This is a genomic window from Brucella pituitosa, from assembly GCF_003049685.1.
Taxonomy (GTDB): Bacteria; Pseudomonadota; Alphaproteobacteria; order Rhizobiales; family Rhizobiaceae; genus Brucella; species Brucella pituitosa.
The window spans coordinates 1-18,961 of sequence record NZ_PYSY02000010.1; the positions used below are offsets into that span (position 1 = coordinate 1).

Consider the following 18,961-nt stretch of genomic DNA (forward strand, 5'->3'; position numbering starts at 1 on the left):
GCTCAACACAATACCAAGAGAAGGCGATCGCCGCGTCACGCAGCGTCTGTGACCAGGTCGACATGCGCTCAAACCCAATACGGTAAGCAAGCCCGATCAGCAACGGAATGTTCAACAGGCAAAGCAACAGCAACCGCATCGGGTTGGCGTAAAGACCAAGCTCCCACATTTCCATCGTCATCAGCATCGGCAGCGCAAATAACAGTGCACCCCCTAAGCCGCGCGCAAGGCCTGTAAAAAAGTCAGGGTGGATATTGGCAGAAGGAATTGTTGACGTGGAACGCACAATTAATACCTCATCATCGCGACCAGACAGATCTGAAACTTCCACGCCTGCAACATGTTCCCAGTTGTTCCCTTCGCATGCCGCCCATCAGAATTCTTGGGCTCTGTGGAAGTTTTTGGAACTTAACCTCTGGGCGGGAGTTCGGTATGAACATTACATCAGTGGAGAAAACCATGAAAATCAGCGTTTTAGCGCTTGCTGGCGCTTTCCTTGTCGCGCCGTCTTTTGCCTTTGCACGGGATAGTGGTGCCACTTCACCGGAAACCCGGCAGTCTCGACCCCGGATAGCAAAATCCAGATGCACCGGTGAAGGGCGCCAATAGCTTCACCGAAGATCAGGCCAAGAGCCGCATTGAAGAAGCAGGTTACAAGGATGTCACCGCTTTGAAACTGCGGGACGATGGTATCTGGGAAGCCTCGGCGATGAAGGGCACTGAAAGATGGAAGTGCAGCGATTACCAGGGTAACGTCACCAAGAAGGCGATGTAACCCACCCCCTCATAATAACACCTTCATGAACCAGGAGAAGAATATGCGAACTGTTACTGGACTTTTGATAGCTATTCCGCAGCGCAGGATGCGGTTGCACGCCTGGAAAGCGCGGGCTTCCCTTCAGACGATATCTCGATCGTCTCCACCACGATGACAGAGAAGCAATGCCGGCTCCGGAGCGGGTGTGGGCGCTGGCATCGGTGCTGCTGTGGGCGGTGCGGGCGGACTTCTCGCCGGTTTAGGCATCATGGCTATTCCTGGCGTCGGACCCGTGGTTGCTGCCGGTTGGCTCGCAGCGACCCTGACCGGTGCAGTTGGCGGCGCCGTGGTTGGCGGTGTGGCGGGTGGACTGATTGGTGCCCTCACTGAAAGCGGTGTGTCGGAAGAGGATGCGCATGTTTATGCTGAAAGTGTGCGTCGTGGTGGCTCGCTTGTGACTGCGCGTGTCGCCGACGAGCGCTATGCGGAAGCAGACGCCATCCTGGCCGGGACCAACAGAGTGGATGTCGCGACGCGTCGCAAGCTTTATACCGAGGAAGGCTGGCAGCGTTTTGACGCCGATGCTGATCCGCCCGAGGAAGTCGAGCGCGAACGCAGTCGTTACCTGTAAATGAAAGCGGGCGAAAGCCCGCTTGCTATGGAAGAAACGAATTGAATTTCCATTTCTTCCTCATTCGCAAAGGAAAATGTCTGATAATCCGACACTCCAGGATCCACGTAGCCTTTATCCGGCCCCACCGTTTCCCCAGCAACGCCAGGCAAGACCCGGCATTGCTGAAAGATGCAGCCGAACCCGATCACGGTGAACAATCCTATCAGGGTCACAATCGATTGGAGGGACGGCGCGCACTGATCACCGGCGGCGATTCAGGCATCGGGCGAGCTGCAGCGATCGCTTTTGCCCGCGAAGGAGCCGATGTGGCAATTTCCTACTTGCCGGAGGAAGAGAGGATGCGCAGTCGCTCATCGCTTTGATCCGCGCCGAAGGCCGCAAAGCGGTTGCCCTGCCAGTGACATCAGTGACGAAGTCTGGTGCCGCGAAATGGTCGCACAGGCAGCGCATCAACTCGACGGGCTCGACATACTGGTTATCAACGCCGGCCGGCAGCAGTTCCGTGAAGAGATATCCGAGTTGACCAGCGCGGATTTCGACAAAACCATGAAGACCAATCTTTACGCTCTGCATTGGATCGCTCAAACGGCAGAACCATTGCTGCCGGCTGGTGCAGCGGTAATAACTACCGCCTCCATACAGGCATACCAGCCTTCGGAAATCCTGCTTGATTATGCCACGACCAAGGCCGGTATCGTTGCCTATACCAAAGCCCTGGCCAAACAATTCATCAAAAAGGGCATTCGTGTGAATGCGGTGGCTCCCGGACCCGTCTGGACAGTGCTGCAGCCTTCTGGCGGGCAACCCGATGAGAAGGTCGTTCATTTTGGTGAGAACAGCGATTTCGGTCGACCGGGTCAACCCGTCGAACTGGCCCCCATCTATGTATTGCTTGCTTCCAATGAAGCAAGTTTCATCAATGGAGAAGTCTATGGTGCCACAGGCGGCAAGGGCATCGGCTAGATTCTGCCTTCCGGGTTTTCAGATGACTATCCACTATCACAACAAGGGTGCCGGTCGGCACCTTTTTCCAGTATGTCCAACCAGTCAACGGCATGGCGGGAACCAATAGTTATACCCGCCGTTGCCGTCCGTCATGACTTTGCAAACGGAAAGCGAAGTTCTGCAAAATGGATATCGTCGCTCATCGATATCGATTATTATCGTCGGCAATCTGATCACCGCTCTGTTTGTCGCGAAACAGCAATGGGCCTCAGGACCGTTTTCAAGGCCCAGGCGGTCGGTGATTAAAAGGATGGGTCGATCTTCCCTCTATGATCAATTGCAACAAAGGCTCAAGATAGCGCTGCACATGGGTTTGTCCGGTCTTCAAGGTAAGACGCCCACCACTGCCCCAGCGCCGTCGGAACTTGAGACCCCACGAATACGCCGGGGATCGACACAACGCCACCCGGACGACAAGCGAGAATTGCCTGGTTAAGGGCATAGGGCCGCTCACTGGCAGTAAGGCTTGATTGCGGGGTTTCGATCACCCGCCCGCTCCATGACTTTCCATGCCCTGCTTCGATCACCGCATCCGGTCCTGACCGTTGGTCAGATCGATAATCTGCTGCTGAAGCTCCTCATCTGTGTAATCCAACACGTCTGCTCCTGCCTGCCGAGCCAAAGCGAGACGTTCTGGAATGGTATCAATCGCTATGACTTTCTCCGCACCCAATAAAAAGGCCGACTTGATTGCAAAAAGGCCGACTGGACCACAACCAAAAACCACCACGCTCTGTCCGGGCCGAATGTCGCAACTCTCCGCCGCCATATAACCGGTTGGAAAAATATCTGACAAAAAGAGGACCTGGTCATCGCTGAGCCCGTCCGGTATCACGACCGATCCGACATCGGCGAAAGGCACCCTGAGATACTGCGCCTGCCCACCTGGGAAACGTCCGTAAAGCTCGGAATAACCAAAGAGACCCGCCGTTGGATAACCGATCTGCTCAGCCTGCAAGGCAGCTTTTGGATTCGAGCGCTCACAGAGCGAAAAAAGACCACGGCTGCACATTCGGCACCCACCGCACGAAATCGTAAAAGGCACAACAATGCGGTCGCCCACCTTCAACTTGCGGCTTCCTTTGCCGACCTCCACCACCTCGCCCATGGTCTCATGGCCCATAATATCGCCGGCATGCATCCCTGGCACAAAGCCACCATAAAGATGCAGATCAGAGCCGCAGATGGCACAGCTTGTCACCTTGATGATCGCATCGCGCTCATCCTGGATGATTGGATCGTCTACTTCCTCACAACGTATGTCGCCAGTACCGTGCCACGTTAACGCCTTCATTGTCTTCTCCCTGTTTGCAACTGCGAGCATGCCCGCCCACGAGATGGCTGACTGGACGCCCGGGTTTCCGTTCCCATTGTTCTCATTTTCATCCCCCGAACTCGTCCGCGCGGGAACTGTTCCATTTGCACAGGCTTTTGGTTGGGTGGTTTCGCAAAGCAAAGGGAACAAGTCCTTTTCAGCCGGGTTCGGCCATCAAGGCATCACGCCAAAGGGTGTCCCATGCGATATCGAGATATCAATCCACCCAATGAGTGGGGCGAAGCACCAGATCAACGCATTGCCGTCACACCCTCGACCGAAATGTACCTATTTGCCCTGCTTCCCCAGAAAGGGCCGAAGCACAGGATCGAGCCCGATTTCAGGCGGGCGGCTGGTCGCGGCCGCCTCTCCCGCCGATGCGAGACTGGTCGCCGCCGAAACAGAGTTCATGCAGGAAACAGATCAGCAGCCAATGCCCGGCTTAAGCCATAGTTCAGCGTTTCGCGACGAAAAGCTCTACCGTGTCGAGCAAATCGACCAACGCCCCGTCGAAGCGGCTCGCGGTCTGATCGCAACCGAGTTTGATGAGCAATGCCAGTCATTTCTCTCGCTGCCCAACCCGCGTCGTTAGCTGCGAAAAAACCTAAACGCGGTTGCGATTATTCACGCTGCCGCGGATTTAGGAGCGCGGAACTATCATTGCTTCGCAATGTGTTTGGTGGCTTTGACGACCAAGCCAGCCCTATGAGTGCGCACCCATCCATCAACTCGTATAGTCATCGTTGCGCAAACAAGGGTTGGATTGCGCAATGCATAAGCCGCTCCCGTTAAGGAGGGTTCAATATGGGGCTGCGTGGTGACGGCACCAAATTTGCGCCTCCCGCTATCGTCAACGCGCGGGCGGAAGGCGCTTTGCATCCCAGTTTGACCGCAGTTTCCCTCGCCCAGACGCGCAATTTTGCGCAGGACGCGTAAAATTCTGGATCGCCTTCTCGTCTTCAAGCAAAATCAGCCCTTCATCCATATCTGGATCAATTCCGGCACGTTGCAGCAGCGGCAGGGCACCATGCGTGAAAGCGATGTATTTGCAATGCGCAAAGGCATCCGACACGAAATCCCGCGCTGTCGCTTCACCGCATAAGCGCTCTGCAGCCTGTTCCGATAGCACGAGTGCGACTGCGTCAAACAGAACCGATGGACCTCCATCGACCATATAATCCGCAGCAATCAAGCTGCCATCCTCTGCCTCGACACCACCCACCTGCGGGGCAACGACCTCGACCATGGCATCGCCGCCTGCAAACCGATCTCTAAGCGTGTTGAAGATTCGGCATCACGCGCCCACCAGAACGCCGAGTTTCCGTCCCGCGAAGCTCTCGGGGCCATTTTTGATAATACTGAGCGCTGGCGAGGGCTCCAGATCCTGTCGCGGCGTAAGCGCGGGGTCCGCAGCAGCGGGCAGCGCCTGAATACCAAGCTTATCAGCGACGTTGGTTGCCAGACCCTCATCAATGTTAAGCAGGTGTGAAACCATCCTCTCCCGGATCTTCACATTCTCGCATCGACTTAATTCAAACGTCAGCGCGGCGGCGATATGATGCTGTTCCACTGCTGTCTGACTGATAAAAAACTGTCGTGCCTGACTGTAGTGATCCGCGAAGCTTTCCGGACGCAGTCGAAGCTTTTCCCCGCGCACCTCTGCGGGCTGGGTCGCAAACCCCGTCTGCGGATCTTCACGCGGCTCTTCCTGCCATGAATTGGGCTGATAATTCACCCGCCCACGGGATTTCGCATCGCCATGTGCCCATCCTGCTGAAAATGATGAAACGGACATTTGGGGCGTTGATCGGCAGATGTGAAATTGGTGCTGCCAAGTCGTTTAAGTTGCGTATCGAGATAGGAGAAGTTGCGCCCCTGAAGCAGGGGATCGTCTGAAAAATCGATACCCGGGGGCACGTTTTGCGTCATGAAGGCAACCTGTTCCGTCTCGGCAAAGAAGTTATCCGGCATGCGATTCAGCACCAATCGGCCGACCGGTATCGGGCGAGAATCTCTTCAGGAATAATCTTGGTGGGATCCAGCACATCAAAATCAAAACTGTCGGCAAATTCTGGTCGAAGACCTGCAGATTGAGTTCCCATTCCGGGAAATCCCCGGCCTGTATGGCGTTCCAAAGATCGCGGCGATGAAAGTCGGATCCGCCCCATTGATCTTGACGGCCTCGTTCCACAGCACCGATTGCAATCCGAGCTTTGGCTTCCAGATGAATTTCACGAATGTGGATTCGCCCCTGGCATTGACCAAACGGAAGGTGTGGACCCAAATCCTTCCATGAAACGGAAAGAGCGCGGTATGGCGCGGTCAGACATCACCACATGATCATATGCATGGATTCCGGCGTAAGGCTGATGAAATCCCAGAAATTGTCATGCGCTGATTGCGCTTGCGGAAACCGCGATCCGGCTCCGGCTTCACCGCGTGAATGATGTCCGGGAATTTGATCGCGTCCTGAATGAAGAAGACCGGTATATTGTTGCCGACAAGATCCCAGTTTCCTTCCTGGGTGTAGAATTTGACCGCGAAACCGCGCACGTCCCGCGCCAGATCAAACGATCCTTTTGAGCCCGCCACCGTGGAAAAGCGGACAAAAACCGGCGTTTTCTCGCCAGCACGCTGAAAAAGATCTGCCCGTGTATAGGCAGCCAGCGACGCATAATTCTCGAAATAGCCATGCGCGCCATATCCCCGTGCATGAACCACGCGTTCGGGAATGCGCTCATGATCGAAATGAAAAATTTTCTCCCGAAAATGAAAATCCTCCATGAGAGCCGGGCCGCGCGACCCGATCTTGAGACTGTTCTGATCGTCGGCTATCGGTACGCCCTGGGCGGTGGTCAGCCGCGTCTTGCCCTCCTCGACAGTCTGATGAAGCTCTCCTCCCGCCCTCTTTCAAGCTTCTGGTCGTGAATCGTGGCGGTTGCAGGCTGGCTTTTCTTGGCTGGCATTCGCTCTCTCCTTCAAGAACTGCGCTCCTAACCCGCCGATTGGTTCAAGGTTCCCTAACCTTCAAGCCAAAGCTGCTTTTGTCATATCATATCTAGCCAGGAGGTTCAGCGGACATCTCATCCCAAATTGCGACCAATGCAGTGGAGGGAGCGCGAAACATTTTGCAGTTGCTGTGGTTAGGTCAACCGCGACAATGCCGATCCATAACCGGTCAATAGCGGGGGTATGGCCGCCCCCCGACACCAAGAAACAGTCCGGTGCGCCCGGTGCTGGTGTGACAATAAAGGAATAATCATGAGCAGCCGATCACAGAAGCCGTTGAAGCTCTCGCTCTCAACGCGACATTGAAAACGTCTGACAAGCAGTCCTCGACAAAAAGCTGTTATCCTATGTCGAAACTGAGGCTTCATCCGTTTGGTGTGGAAACCGAGCATGTGCTTCTGACAGATTTTACCATTGCGTCTGGCGTCAGCTCGGATGAAGGTGGGGATGATCAATGGCCCGAGCTGCGACAGAAAATCGTCGAAGCCGATATTATTCTGATCGGCACGCCGATCTGGCTCGGCCAACCATCCAGCGTCTGCAAACGCGCTTTGGAACGTATGGACGCGTTTTATCGGAAGCCGATGACAGAAACCGCATGCCCCCTACGGACGCGTCGCGGCTGTCGTTGTGGTAGGAAACGAGGACGGAGCGCATCATGTTTCGGCCGAGCTTTTTCAGGCGCTCAATGATGTTGGCTTCACATTGCCTGCCAACGCCGTCACCTACTGGGTGGGCGAGGCCATGCAGTCCACCAACTTTATCGATCTCGACGAGATCCCCGAAGCCGTTGTGACCGCCACTAGGCTGCTGGCCAATTGTGTTCACCTGGCTGCATGTTTGCGAGACGAGCCTACCGGGCTTCACGTGATACAGGGCGAAACTCCGATAGCCGCTTTCTTAGCCGGAACGCGATGTTGGGATGGCCGTAACCATCACGTCAGTCTGCGGGCAGGCGGGCGGCTGACATAAGGACTTCCTGAAAGCCAAAACCGCCAGGCAACGTCCTGCGCGCGGCTGATCCCGATGCGAGGGCCTGTTTCAATGCGTGGATCCGCCTGTGAAGCGATCAGTTCGAACGGCTGATCAAAAAGTGGCGCGCCGTCAAGCTCAGCGGTAACCCCCATCGCCTGGGCAAGTTTCGCAGGTCCTGAGCCCAAAGCCAACTCATTGCTGGTCCCTCTTCTTTGTTGCATGAAAGCAAGACCCTTGGCGGGTGCTAGCGCTCGCAACAAGACAGCAGAACCATCCAGGCAGACAAAGTTCAAACACCAATGCAGACCGTATATTCGGTAGACATAAGCATGGCCAGGAGGTCCGAACATCGAACGATTTCTTCGGGACGGGCCTTTGAAGCTGTGGGAGGCGGGATCCATCCGGTTATAGGCTTCGGTCTCCACAATCATGCCCCAACTCCCTCAAGCGTTAGCCCCAGCCGATGAGCTGCGGTGCCACTACACTCGCATCGCGGGCAAAGAAAGATTGAAGATCATTATTTTTCAATTGGGAACATCTCCCTAAAGCCGGCGGCGTTCCGTCTTAAGTTGGCGCGACGGGATTGCACGTTCCCGGCAAAACATCAACTGTTCCGACGCTTCCTTGTTCCCTGGCTGCTGACCCTATCGCCCCCTCTGCCGAACCGCAATGGCGCACATTTTCTCATCGGTCGAGAAATTTGCCTGTCAATTGGAGCGGTAGTCAAACGGGCTTGCGCGCCAATTCGCTGCAGGAAAGTTTTTGAACGCCAAAGCGGAAGCGCGGCAATTGTGAATATGCGCAATGAAAACTCTCCCAAAGCCAGGGTTTATCTTCGCGCTTCCGCAGCCCGCGCACGATCCAGATCGTAAGCCACGCGACCAAGGTCGCTCATTGCCGATGTCATGCGCATCGCGGGTTCATGTCGGGGAACAAAGCTGCTTCGCAGTGGTTGGGGGCATGTTCCACAAGAGGAGATTTAGACATGACAGAAGCAAAAGAATGGCTCGTGCAGTGGCTGCGTGACGCCCATGCCGTGGAGGAACAGGCGGAGACAATGATGAATGGCCTCTTGTCCCGGATTGAGAACTATCCGGTGCTGGCCGAACGCATTCAACAGCATGTCGAGGAGACCAAAGACAAGCTTCGCGTCTTGATCAATGCCTTAAGATTCTCGGCGAGTTCCTCGGCGCTTAAGGATGCGGGTGGTAAGATGATGGCGATGGCACAATCGCTGAGCGGGTATTTGCAGGCGACGAAATATTGAAAGGTTCTCTTGCCAGCTATTCGTTCGAGAACATGGAGATCGCCTCCTACCGTATTCTGATTTCGGCAGCCACCTTTCTCGGTGAATCCGACATCGCGCGGCTTTGTGAGCCTTCGAGAAGAACAGCAAATGGCGAAATGGCGAAGATCATCTCGATGAGACGACGCAGATGTTCCTCAACCGCAGCCTACACGAAGGCGTTTCCGAGCGATGACCCTGGCTCTGCGAAAGTGCGGTTGCAGGTCGTGCAACCGCATCGCGTCCAACAAGCCTGCGCAACACGCGGCACAGCCTGCATGAGATTGTAAACGCGATCTTTATTGGCAAATGATGAAAACATAATGGGAGTCTCAAACATGCCTGCCAAGTCAAAGCGCAACAACAAGCAGCGGGTGCGGACCTTGCCGCAAAACGCGGAGACAAACCAAAGCAGAGCTTCGGGGAGCCTCGAAACAAATGGAAAACACGATGAGTAAAAAGCTCGAGGAACTCGCTTCAACCAAACACAAGGGCAAGCCTTCGCATAAGAAAAAGCCTGATCGGGAACAGTCTGAAGGCATCCAGTTCAAATTATGGCCTAGGGATCAATTATCGATCAGTGTGTCTCGCGCTCCTACGCATTCGTTGAAGTTCGCCACGCTTAAATTGCCATAGGCCGTCGCCCGCCTTCCGTTGTAGGACGCATGGCGTGTGATTTATCGAAATGCTAATCTATGTCCTGCTGTAAAGCGGGTTCATTTCTTGCTGTGTTTCACATTATATTCACGACATGCTTTGGCATCCTGTCCCGGCGCGCATTTCCTTAGCTTTTCTGCCTTGCGTTGCGCATCTTCCTGCTGCTCCTGCGGAATTTCGGCGCCGATTTGCTGTTGGGTGGAACAGGTTTAGCGCCCGTAGTGGAATTGTTGCCAGGGACCTCGGGTTCTTGTCCACTTGATTGATTGGGAAGGCCGGATTCTTCAGCCGATACGGCACTCGGCAGATGACACAGTGCCATGGTGAAGAGGACCGCAGCAATGGTGGCAGGTTTCATGGTTCCTCCTTAGGCTGGGCTAGCCCTTGACTGCGCTTGCTCCCCATCTAACATCCCAGCGGTTAGAATGTTCCGCGCCGCTTCTGGCAACGATAATCATTTTGGGTATAGCCCAAGACCTCCAGCGTCGATGGATTGATCGTTCTCCTTATCGACAACGCGTGGGTTGAAGCCTTCTGCGGACAATGGTTGCGACAAAAAAATCATTGGCAGAGAACAGAGCCTCATGATGTTTTTCGCTTTGCCTTCCTCCGCTCACCTCAACATTTAACCAAACGAGAAGGATGACTGCGACCCCGAGCACTGCAGACAGCACTATGGAAGCTGCATGAAGGCCGCTATCAAGCCGCGTGGAAAGCTTTGGCTTGCCAAATCTGTCTCGGCTCTGGATCATTTTAACATTGAAACATCACCAGATAAGCAACCATTGCCAGAAGACCGAGGTCCATGCAAAATCCTGCCCAAGCGTTGGATTGCCCGGTACGCCCAGAATCTACGGCAACAGCAGCAAACCGCATAGACAAGCGGCGAAACTGGCAAAGTAGCGTCTGAAGAAGCGAGGAACCATCTGAAATCCGGATGCGTTATTTTGCAATCAGTTGCTTATAGCAACAATGGTGCGATGGATGGAAACGACATCGTGACGGGGCAGTGTAACTTTAACCTATGCGCGAACAGAGCTGTATCTATGATACTGATATCATGCGGATTTCAAGCATGCTATTTCACGCCAGGTCTGCATGGCTGGAGTTTCATGTGGCTTAGGTCCTTTAAAATCCTGTTGGATGAAACCGGGAAAACAATCTGGCTTAGATTGGGGATGTTTCTGGTCACTCCCACTATGTTTCTACTCTGGAGATGGATTAAGAAGTGCTTTCTTCCATTTAATTAGCTGGAAAAGTCATAATTACATCAATCTCCGTGCCCCTTGATCGGCCGGTCGAGACGACGTTGATTGGCACCAATGGCGCCAGTTCCGGTGTTTGCTATTGTCAGATGGCGGGCAAGGCCGGTCAACGCATGGCGCAGGATATCGAAGGGGTTGTGCCCAAGGGTCCCCTTGTCAAACTGGAAGCCGGAAGTCTGATCGGCGTGTTGTTTCTTGAGCGTGCTGCAACCCTCGTCTGGCCTAGCATCACGGAACGAAGCAATGCCATGAATAGGGACGAGGATCTTTACGGCCGGACCATCATGTGGCGGGAAACCATGCACTCCTCGTTTTTCCTGCTCGACGCGCATTGCATTTTGTCCTGCCGCTGTTCCTCTTCCATAAAAGGTGGTGGACATTCGCAGTGCTGCTCGTCACAGTTCTGTCTTTCGCTGCCATGCGATTGTTTCAGTATCGCCCGTCAAGTGCTGTGCGCGCATTCAGATCGGTGCTTGCCGGTCTCTGCGCCAGCCCTTGGCGACAGCAGACTGCGTCCTGGCGTGGATTACGGTTTTGAATATCGCATTGAAGGCAAAAAGCGCTTCAGACATTAAGGCGTATTCGCTGTTTGTTGCGGATGTCCCCCGTGCAAAGCTCCACGCTTTTGCAGGGTTTTTTGAGTGCGCAGAGCACGGCAGGAACAAAAACCATCTTTCGCGGTTGTTGTCTCAGTGATCAGGTGCCGAGGAGACCGCGGGGCCAGCGACGGTCAAGTTCTTCCTTCTCGTCTCGCGGCAGCAAGACGCTGCGGGTCAGAATTGAGCAGTCTGGCATCACCGCTTTATAGTGGACGTCTCGATGTGGCACTGACAGCTTGATGAGGACAGTCATGGCCCGCGATAAACTCGCAACCTACAAAAAAAAGCGCGACTTTGAAAAGACGCAGGAGCCAAAGGCGCGAACCGGCCAAAGGCCTCGAAGCTGCGCTTCGTTATTCAGAAACATGCTGCGACGCGACTGCATTACGATCTGCGTCTCGAACTTGACGGTGTTTTCAAATCCTGGGCCGTAACCAGAGGACCCTCTCTTGATCCCGGCGACAAGCGCCTGGCGGTCGAGGTCGAAGACCATCCGCTTGATTACGGGGATTTCGAGGGAACGATCCCCAAAGGTCAATATGGCGGCGGCACTGTGATGCTCTGGGACCGTGGTTACTGGACACTAGAAGGAGAACTGACCGCCGGCGAGGCGCTTGCCAAAGGCGATCTGAAATTCACGCTGGAAGGTAAGCGACTGCATGGCAGCTTTGTGCTGGTGCGCATGAAAGCGGATCACAACGGCTCCAAGCGCACCAACTGGTTGCTGATCAAGCATCAAGACGCGTTTTCCGTGTCCGGCGACGGTGCTGCCGTTTTGGACGACAATGACACCTCTGTCGCATCCGCTCGTTCCATGCAGATGATAGCAACCGGCAAAGGCAGAAAGCCGCGCCCTTCATGGTTGAAACTGACGCTATCGCGGCAGACGCCGTTTGGGAAAGCGGTCATGGCCTTGCTGCTAAAAGCGCGAAAAGAACAAAAGGATGTCGGAGACCGCCAAGTCAAAGCCCGCCACCATGCCGGACTTCATCCCACCCAATTATGCGAAACCCGCGAGAGCCGCCGGCTTCGAAAACTGGATTCACGAAATCAAATTCGACGGCTACCGCATCCAGATGCACGTCAATTCTGGCATAGTCACCTTGAGAACCCGAAAGGGTCTCGACTGGACAGAAAGATTTCCAGCCATTGTAAAAAGCGCGGCAGCACTCCCCGACGGCATCATCGATGGGGAAATCTGCGCCCTGGACGAAAGTGGAGCACCTGATTTTGCAGCGTTGCAGGCAGCTTTGTCCGAGGGCAAAACCGATGCCCTGGTTTATTTCGCGTTTGATCTGCTTTTTGACGGCAGCGAGGACCTGCGGCAACTTCCGCTCACCCACCGCAAGCAACGACTCGATCAGATGGTAGAAAGCGTCAGTGAGGATCCGCTGATCCGCTATGTGACACATTTTGAAACAGGCGGGGAAGCGGTTCTGCGTTCCGCCTGTCGTCTTTCGCTGGAAGGCATCGTTTCCAAACAGGCGGACGCCCGCTATGTCTCAAGTCGTTCCGACAGCTGGGTCAAGTCCAAATGCCGTTCAGGCCATGAAGTGGTGATTGGCGGCTATGCCGCGACCAAGGGCAAATTCCGTTCTTTGCTCGTCGGCGTCAATCGCGGCAGACATTTCGTATATGTTGGTCGTGTCGGCACCGGCTATGGCGCAAAAACCGTTGCGGGCATTCTACCGAAACTTCGTGCGCTTGAGGCCAGGAAATCGCCTTTTACCGGTATCGGTGCGCCCAAGGGAGGCACCGATATCAAATGGATGAAACCGCAATTGGTCGCAGAGATACAATTCGCCGGGTGGACGGCAGACGGCCTCGTTCGCCAAGCGGCGTTCAAAGGGTTGCGCGAGGACAAGCCAGCGAAAGAGGTGGTTGCCGAAAAGCCGGCAGCGCCGAGCGACGTCGATGTCCCTGAAAACGACACCGCAAAGCCTGGACTTATTCTCGCCTCTCAAGCAGGCGGCAAACCCAATATCATGGGCGTATTGATTTCGAGCACTGATAAGACACTCTGGCCGGATGCCGGGGATGGAAAGCCGGTCACAAAACTCGATCTCGCCCGCTATTACGAGGCGGTGGGACCGTGGTTGATCAACCATGTCAAAGGCCGGCCCTGCTCGGTGGTTCGCGCGCCCGATGGTTTGCAGGGCGAGCAGTTCTTCCAGCGTCACGCGCTCCCAGGTACCTCGAACCTGATCGAACTTGTAGAGGTGTTTGGTGACAGGAAGCCCTATCTCCAGATCGATCGGGTGGAAGGGCTCGCAGCAGTCGCTCAAATGGGTGGCGTCGAACTGCATCCGTGGAATTGTTTATCCTATGAACCCGAAATCCCTGGTCGGCTGGTGTTTGATCTCGATCCTGGCCCTGACGTGGCTTTTTCGAGCGTTATCGAAGCGGCGCTGGAAATGCGCGATCGCCTTGATCAGCTTGGTCTGGTCAGCTTCTGCAAAACCACGGGCGGCAAGGGACTGCATGTGGTCACGCCGCTTGGCCGCGGCAAACGCAAAAAACTCAGCTGGGCAGAAGCCAAGGGTTTCGCACACGATGTTTGCCAGCAAATGGCCGGCGACTTGCCCGACCGCTACCTGATCAAAATGGCCAAAAGCCAGCGCAAAGGCCGTATTTTCCTGGACTACCTACGCAATGACCGCATGTCGACAGCCGTTGCACCGCTCACCCCGAATGCGCGAGGGCAACGGTGTCGATGATGCTCAACTGGACCCAGGTCAGAAGGGGCCTCGACCCCAAGCGATTTACAATCCGGACCGTTCCCGCGCTGCTCGGAAAGAAAATGGTCTGGGAGGACTATTTTGACGAGCAACGTTCTCTGCGTGAGGCGATAAAGAAGCTCGAAAAATCGATACGTCCACCAGCTTGAGCAATCGTCAGCACTGTACGCGCACCCGCGATGAGAATGGGGTTGCATTCGTAGTGCAATATATGAATCCTTTTGTAACATCGTATTTCTGCAAGTGTTTGCACCACGATTTGTGAAGCTCGGGTGCCCTTCGCGTAACCGGAGCATATTTGTTGGCGGTGGTTTAGTTTTTTGAGTCAAAGTCAGAAATATTAAACCCTGTGCATATCGCGTGTTCCGCATCGATATTTCATGGCTATGGGATTCCTGATTTTGGCAAATCATGATTCTCTTTTTGGTATGCCGAAGAGAACGCTTCCCTCGCCTGAGCATGCTGACACGCTTTCACTGAATGCGTTGCGCAGTCTGGTCACGGGTTTGGTTGAAAAGGCAGAACATGCAGAGGCTCGACTTGAGAAACTGGAAGCTGAGAATGCAGCACTCCGTGAGGAGAATGCCGAGCTGCGTCTGGAAAACACCCGGCTTAAAGTTGAGAACCAACTCCTTCGCGATGAAATTGCGCGGCTGAAAAACCTGCCACCACGACCGCCGTTCAAACCGTCAGGCATGGACAAGGCCACAGACGCGAAGGTTCACGACAGCAGCGGCGGAAACCTCGTGGGCCCAAACTGGACGCGGACCGCGTTGACCGCGACGTTGTTCTTCATGCCGATGTTCCGGCTGGATCACGCTTTAAGGGCTACAAAAGCTATTACGTGCGCGACGTGGTTTTGCGTGCTGAAGTTATTCATTACCGGCGCGAATGCTGGGTGACCCCGGACGGTAAAACAATCCTTGCGCCTGCCGGAATTGTCGGCGGCTACGGACCCAATCTGCTGCGGTTGTGTTTAATGCTTCATGCACAGGGCCAGGTGACGATGGAACGACTATCGACGCTGTTGAACGATATCGGCGTGGATATCTCGAAACGACAGGTTGTTCGTCTGCTAACCAGGAACCTGGATGGTTTTATCGCTGAGGATGCTGCGGTTCTGCATACTGGTCTTGTGTCGGCAGACTATGTAACGGTCGACGACACCGGTGCTCGTCATGCCCGCGATAATTTCTATACTACTCATATCGGCAACGCGCATTTTAGCGTCTTTCGCACCACAAAGACGAAATCACGGCTGAACTTTCTGTCGCTGCTGCGTGGCAATTATACCGACTATGTTCTTAACGATGCAGCATTCGATTATTTGCAAGCCCGTAACATTGATCCTGCACTCATAGCCCGCTTACACCCCACAAACCACAGCACTTTCCCAATCAGGTGCCGTTTCTTGAACATCTGCTCAGAAATGGCGTCGATATCTTCGACAACAATACGGTCCGCATGTTCGGTGAAGCTGGTCTATGGGGAGCCATCCGATATCACGGGCTTATGGGCAATACGGTCATTGTCTCTGACGATGCAGGGCAATTCCGGGTTGGGGAGCATGCATTGTGCTGGGTGCATGCTGAACGCTTGCACAAGCTGATGCCAGCAACGCCCCAGCAGGTCGGACATGTCGAAACTCTGCGCAAACTCATCTGGCTCTTTTACAAGCTTTTGAAAGACTTTGCCCGAAGTCCCAGCCGTCGTGCAGCTCAGGCCCTTGAAGTCAGGTTCGATCGGATATTTTCCATTCGCACCGGATATGCTGATCTGGATAAGCTTCTGGTGCGCTTACCGCGCCGTAAGTACGAATTGCTGAAAATTCTCGAACGACCCGAAATCCCGTTACACCAATGCGTCCGAGAACGATCTGAGGAGTTGCGTCACCAAACGCAAGATCTCTGGCGGTACCATGAGCCGGGATGGGCGTGTCGCCCGCGACCATGCTCGGTCTCATGAAGACCTGCAAAAGCGGTCTGTCCTTCTGGCATTATCTCGGCGACCGGCTTGGCGTGCCCGGTCAACAGCCAGCGACCCCTGAACTTGCAGCTCTCATTATCGCAAAAGCCTGATCACGCTTACTTGCGACCACCAGGCTTTGAAAATGGGACTACCTGCCCTGCTTTTGCCGGCACCTCATCCATAATATGGCGGTCTGTCAGTGTCAGTAATGACGGTGAAACGTTCCACTGCTTGTCGTCATCCGTATGCACCGTCACCGTCTTACGATTGCAGCGCAGAACAAAGCCCCGATTTACGGCTCCATCCGGCCCTGTAAACGTCACGCCGCTGCCGATCCTGATATCCTGCAACGCTAAAGCCGTCTTTTGCTGATGCAGATATTGCAGGCGCTCAACGATGCGACGGTTCAGCGCCATCAGCGTTGCTTCATCCAGACTATCAATGTCGATCTCAGTCATCCGCGCCTTCTTCAACATGAAATTGAAGCAATCTTCTCTCACAGACCGGATTATGATACATTGCAAGTCAGCGCGCAATTGCACAGTAAAATAGCACCGCCAACGGATGTGCCCGCGTACGACTTTCTGGCGGGATAGCACGACTTTTCTTCGAACTAACCTTTTCAATAGATTACACAAATATCTCTATACGAAACCGAATATTGCTCTAGCTTTCGTTACTCTGATGTCAACATTACGGGTTTATAACATCCGATAAGTACAGGTTATCGAAGCTTATTGATTTGACGCCGCAAATCAGCGAAAGTCAGGGCAAAATGCGAGGAACACATGAACAAAACATACGACAACGACGCCGCTTTTCAGCGCACACTTCTTAGCTGGCATCAATCTCGCAGACAGATGAGCCGTCGCGCAGTCGATGGATTCGCTATGGCAATAGCTTTATCTGTCTGGCTCGGTTCGGCAGCAGCCATCGAAATCACTGTCCGGCAAGCCGAAGGCTTCGACTTGCGCGTCATTGACCAGATGTTGACTTACTTTTTGTGGACATCGAGCGCTTTTCTCACGTTGCCTTTTACGCAGTATCGTAAGCGGGGCCGTGAAATAAATGTATGGATCTCTGAAACTGTCACCGGCGCCGCAGGCCTGATCATTGGTCTCTGCTGCGGCTTGGCTCTTCCAGTGCTATTTCGGGAAACAGATCCTTCAGCTATCAAAATATTGCTGACCGCGCCAATCCTTTGGATTGGTTTCGAAGCGTTTGCTTTCGTGATGTGCTCAGTGCGGCATCTGTCGGAAAATTTCTACGGTCCGCTTGCGGAATAATCCAGGCGGACAGGAAATCTCATTTTGCCAAACAGCCTGAGAGAACGACTGAGATAATGAAAACTCCGTGTATTCTCGATATCACAATCCGCCATCGAACAGCGCGCCGAAACGCTCCGATAGCCGCTGTCTGATGATCGACATGCCGGATCAGGATGTCGAGACATCAGTCAATGGTCGAATCAAGGCTCAATGGCCGCAACCGGCAGCCCCCTCCCCTTTCCGGCGCCGGAAGCCCTGCTCCTGAAATTCGTCGCCCATCATTTGTGGCGGCCACAGCAGCGCGAGATCGAACCCGATCACGGCATGCCTACCGGCGTGGAAGAGGAATTGCGCCAACAAGGCTTTTTGCGTGTATCCGGGCCGCATGCACCAGCAACGGTGCGCCGGCGTCTGGCCAACTGGTCGACGCTGACCCGCTGGCGCGGTCTGGAGGTGCGTTTTCATCGCCGTCCGTCAAATCGGCCGTCCGGCTTGCGGTGCGCGCCCTGAACCGGCCGCGCAGCCGCAAAGTGCCCATGCGATTACCGGCGATATTCTGGACAAGCTGCTGGCAACCTGTTCCGGCGGATCTCACCGCTTTGCGGGATCGGGCTATCCTGATGGTAGCCTTTGCCTCGGGCGGGCGTCGGCGCAGCGAAATCGCAGGCTTGCGCGTAGAACAACTGGTCAAACAGGTGCCTGTCACTGACGAGGATGGTTCCCCCCTTCCCTCGCTCGGCATCCATCTCGGTCACCAAAACCAGTGGTGCCGGTCACGATGAAACCGTCTATCTGACCGGCCGACCCGTCGAAGCCCTCACCCGCTGGCTGGAAGCAGCTAGGATCGACAAGGGCAGCGTGTTTCGAAAAGTCGATCGATGGAGCAATGTGTCCGCGCGTGCGCTGGAACCGCGCCGTCAACCGGATCGTCAAACAGCGCGCAAATGGCCGGGCTCGACGCAAGTGAATTCTCCGCGCGGCCTGCGCTCCGGCTATCTCACCGAAGCGGCCAATCGTGGCATTCCGCTCCCCGAAGCGATGGAGCAATCGCGTCATCGCTCAGTGCAGCAGGCATCCAACTATTACAATAATGCTACAAGGCGAAGCGGTCGTGCGGCCAGAATGCTATGAAGATAACTGCCATGGGATAGCTATTACGCAGCCCGGATCTTTGCTCTAAGGACGTCTGCAATAATTGAATATACTTGAGCGGGATTATGATAATGCAATTGCGCTAAAGCACCGATTGCACTTGTTAGAAATCCTTGCCTCAAAAATAGCTTTTCAACGGCCGCTCGATGCTCTACTCGCGTGAGAGCGTTGAGTTGTAGTCCTTGAATAGTCCTATGGCCTTTTAATGATCGTTTTTGAAAAACGTATCCCTTTTACCTTGATATGATTGCTGAAAACGTCGAGATGTGGATGTACCCAGCGAAAGTCTGCTGCGGATGAAATCGCGACTGGTGGTATGTTTCTTGAGAGCACG

Annotated in this window: 14 protein-coding genes and 10 pseudogenes; 14 read left to right on the forward strand and 10 right to left on the reverse strand. The window is 54.5% G+C overall.

The features are described from left to right. Positions 1–289, reverse strand: a 289-nt coding sequence (locus tag C9380_RS28175) for a DUF2391 family protein (protein WP_252869937.1), incomplete at its 3' end; no start/stop codon positions are given. Between the two features lie 170 nt (positions 290–459). Here C9380_RS28175 and C9380_RS28180 point away from each other — a divergent pair. The 3 pseudogenes from C9380_RS28180 to C9380_RS25995 all read left to right on the forward strand — a co-directional run bounded on the left by C9380_RS28180 (position 460) and on the right by C9380_RS25995 (position 2,354). Next, positions 460–775: pseudogene (locus tag C9380_RS28180) on the forward strand (PepSY domain-containing protein). A gap of 43 nt (positions 776–818) precedes the next feature. Further along, a pseudogene (locus tag C9380_RS25990) lies at positions 819–1,388 on the forward strand (general stress protein). A gap of 76 nt (positions 1,389–1,464) precedes the next feature. Next, a pseudogene (locus tag C9380_RS25995) lies at positions 1,465–2,354 on the forward strand (SDR family oxidoreductase). A gap of 181 nt (positions 2,355–2,535) precedes the next feature. On the opposite strand, the pseudogene C9380_RS26000 reads toward C9380_RS25995, so the two are convergent. Continuing rightward, positions 2,536–3,690 (reverse strand): annotated as a pseudogene (locus tag C9380_RS26000) (zinc-dependent alcohol dehydrogenase). A 28-nt stretch (positions 3,691–3,718) separates the two neighbouring features. Between C9380_RS26000 and C9380_RS26005 the strand changes: the two are divergent. Beyond that, entirely contained in the window at positions 3,719–4,303 is a 585-nt protein-coding gene (locus C9380_RS26005) for a hypothetical protein (protein WP_128095106.1), read from the forward strand. Between the two features lie 258 nt (positions 4,304–4,561). Here C9380_RS26005 and C9380_RS28185 read toward each other — a convergent pair whose 3' ends face one another. The 4 genes and pseudogenes from C9380_RS28185 to C9380_RS28785 all read right to left on the reverse strand — a co-directional run bounded on the left by C9380_RS28185 (position 4,562) and on the right by C9380_RS28785 (position 6,519). Beyond that, complete coding sequence (locus C9380_RS28185; protein WP_252869911.1) at positions 4,562–4,957, reverse strand: type 1 glutamine amidotransferase family protein; 396 nt, start codon at positions 4,955–4,957, stop codon at positions 4,562–4,564. 48 nt (positions 4,958–5,005) lie between these two features. Further along, a complete protein-coding gene (locus C9380_RS28190) occupies positions 5,006–5,446 on the reverse strand; it encodes a catalase-related domain-containing protein (protein WP_252869912.1) in 441 nt (146 codons plus the stop codon). Beyond that, complete coding sequence (locus C9380_RS28195; RefSeq protein WP_252869913.1) at positions 5,443–5,682, reverse strand: catalase; 240 nt, start codon at positions 5,680–5,682, stop codon at positions 5,443–5,445. Before C9380_RS28195 ends, C9380_RS28190 begins: the two co-directional genes overlap by 4 nt. Then, positions 5,672–6,519, reverse strand: a pseudogene (locus tag C9380_RS28785) (catalase). The gene C9380_RS28195 and the pseudogene C9380_RS28785 overlap by 11 nt, the downstream one beginning before the upstream one ends. On the opposite strand from C9380_RS28785, the gene C9380_RS28210 reads away from it, so the two are divergent. Beyond that, positions 6,451–6,639: a hypothetical protein gene (locus C9380_RS28210; protein WP_252869914.1), complete on the forward strand. Its 189-nt coding sequence runs from the start codon at positions 6,451–6,453 to the stop codon at positions 6,637–6,639. The pseudogene C9380_RS28785 and the gene C9380_RS28210 overlap by 69 nt on opposite strands. Positions 6,640–6,983: 344 nt before the next feature. Next, positions 6,984–7,566: pseudogene (locus C9380_RS26015) on the forward strand (flavodoxin family protein); the annotation flags it as partial. Positions 7,567–7,655: 89 nt separating this feature from the next. On the opposite strand, the gene C9380_RS26020 reads toward C9380_RS26015, so the two are convergent. Continuing rightward, on the reverse strand, positions 7,656–8,126 hold the full coding sequence (locus C9380_RS26020; protein WP_353954671.1) for a DNA-3-methyladenine glycosylase: 471 nt from the start codon (positions 8,124–8,126) through the stop codon (positions 7,656–7,658). A 554-nt stretch (positions 8,127–8,680) separates the two neighbouring features. Between C9380_RS26020 and C9380_RS28215 the strand changes: the two genes are divergently transcribed. From C9380_RS28215 to C9380_RS28225, 3 genes and pseudogenes are all read left to right on the forward strand, one after another. Beyond that, positions 8,681–8,962: a DUF892 family protein gene (locus C9380_RS28215; RefSeq protein WP_252869915.1), complete on the forward strand. Its 282-nt coding sequence runs from the start codon at positions 8,681–8,683 to the stop codon at positions 8,960–8,962. After that, the gene (locus C9380_RS28220; RefSeq protein ID WP_252869916.1) at positions 8,959–9,270 is read left to right on the forward strand and encodes a DUF892 family protein; all 312 of its coding nucleotides are present in this window, start codon (positions 8,959–8,961) and stop codon (positions 9,268–9,270) included. The genes C9380_RS28215 and C9380_RS28220 overlap by 4 nt, the downstream gene beginning before the upstream one ends. 62 nt (positions 9,271–9,332) lie before the next feature. Then, a pseudogene (locus C9380_RS28225) lies at positions 9,333–9,496 on the forward strand (DUF3008 family protein); the annotation flags it as partial. 268 nt (positions 9,497–9,764) lie between these two features. Here the strand turns inward: C9380_RS28225 and C9380_RS26035 are convergent. Then, the gene (locus C9380_RS26035) at positions 9,765–9,995 is read right to left on the reverse strand and encodes a hypothetical protein (protein ID WP_128095107.1); all 231 of its coding nucleotides are present in this window, start codon (positions 9,993–9,995) and stop codon (positions 9,765–9,767) included. A gap of 912 nt (positions 9,996–10,907) precedes the next feature. After that, on the reverse strand, positions 10,908–11,282 hold the full coding sequence (locus tag C9380_RS26040) for a hypothetical protein (protein ID WP_128095108.1): 375 nt from the start codon (positions 11,280–11,282) through the stop codon (positions 10,908–10,910). Here C9380_RS26040 and icmT point away from each other — a divergent pair. The 3 genes and pseudogenes from icmT (at position 11,189) to C9380_RS29010 (ending at position 16,317) form a co-directional block, all read left to right on the forward strand. Next, a complete protein-coding gene (gene icmT, locus C9380_RS28790) occupies positions 11,189–11,440 on the forward strand; it encodes an IcmT/TraK family protein (RefSeq protein ID WP_217284129.1) in 252 nt (83 codons plus the stop codon). The genes C9380_RS26040 and icmT overlap by 94 nt on opposite strands. Before the next feature lie 312 nt (positions 11,441–11,752). Beyond that, a pseudogene (gene ligD / locus C9380_RS26045) lies at positions 11,753–14,388 on the forward strand (DNA ligase D). Positions 14,389–14,667: 279 nt separating this feature from the next. Further along, a pseudogene (locus C9380_RS29010) lies at positions 14,668–16,317 on the forward strand (IS66 family transposase). 6 nt (positions 16,318–16,323) lie between these two features. Here the strand turns inward: C9380_RS29010 and C9380_RS26060 are convergent. Next, a complete protein-coding gene (locus tag C9380_RS26060; protein WP_128095173.1) occupies positions 16,324–16,680 on the reverse strand; it encodes a hypothetical protein in 357 nt (118 codons plus the stop codon). A 315-nt stretch (positions 16,681–16,995) separates the two neighbouring features. Here C9380_RS26060 and C9380_RS26065 point away from each other — a divergent pair, with 315 nt between their 5' ends. Beyond that, on the forward strand, positions 16,996–17,493 hold the full coding sequence (locus tag C9380_RS26065; protein WP_128095110.1) for a hypothetical protein: 498 nt from the start codon (positions 16,996–16,998) through the stop codon (positions 17,491–17,493). 189 nt (positions 17,494–17,682) lie between these two features. Continuing rightward, positions 17,683–18,606: pseudogene (locus tag C9380_RS26070) on the forward strand (site-specific integrase); the annotation flags it as partial. Positions 18,607–18,961: the final 355 nt, after the last annotated feature.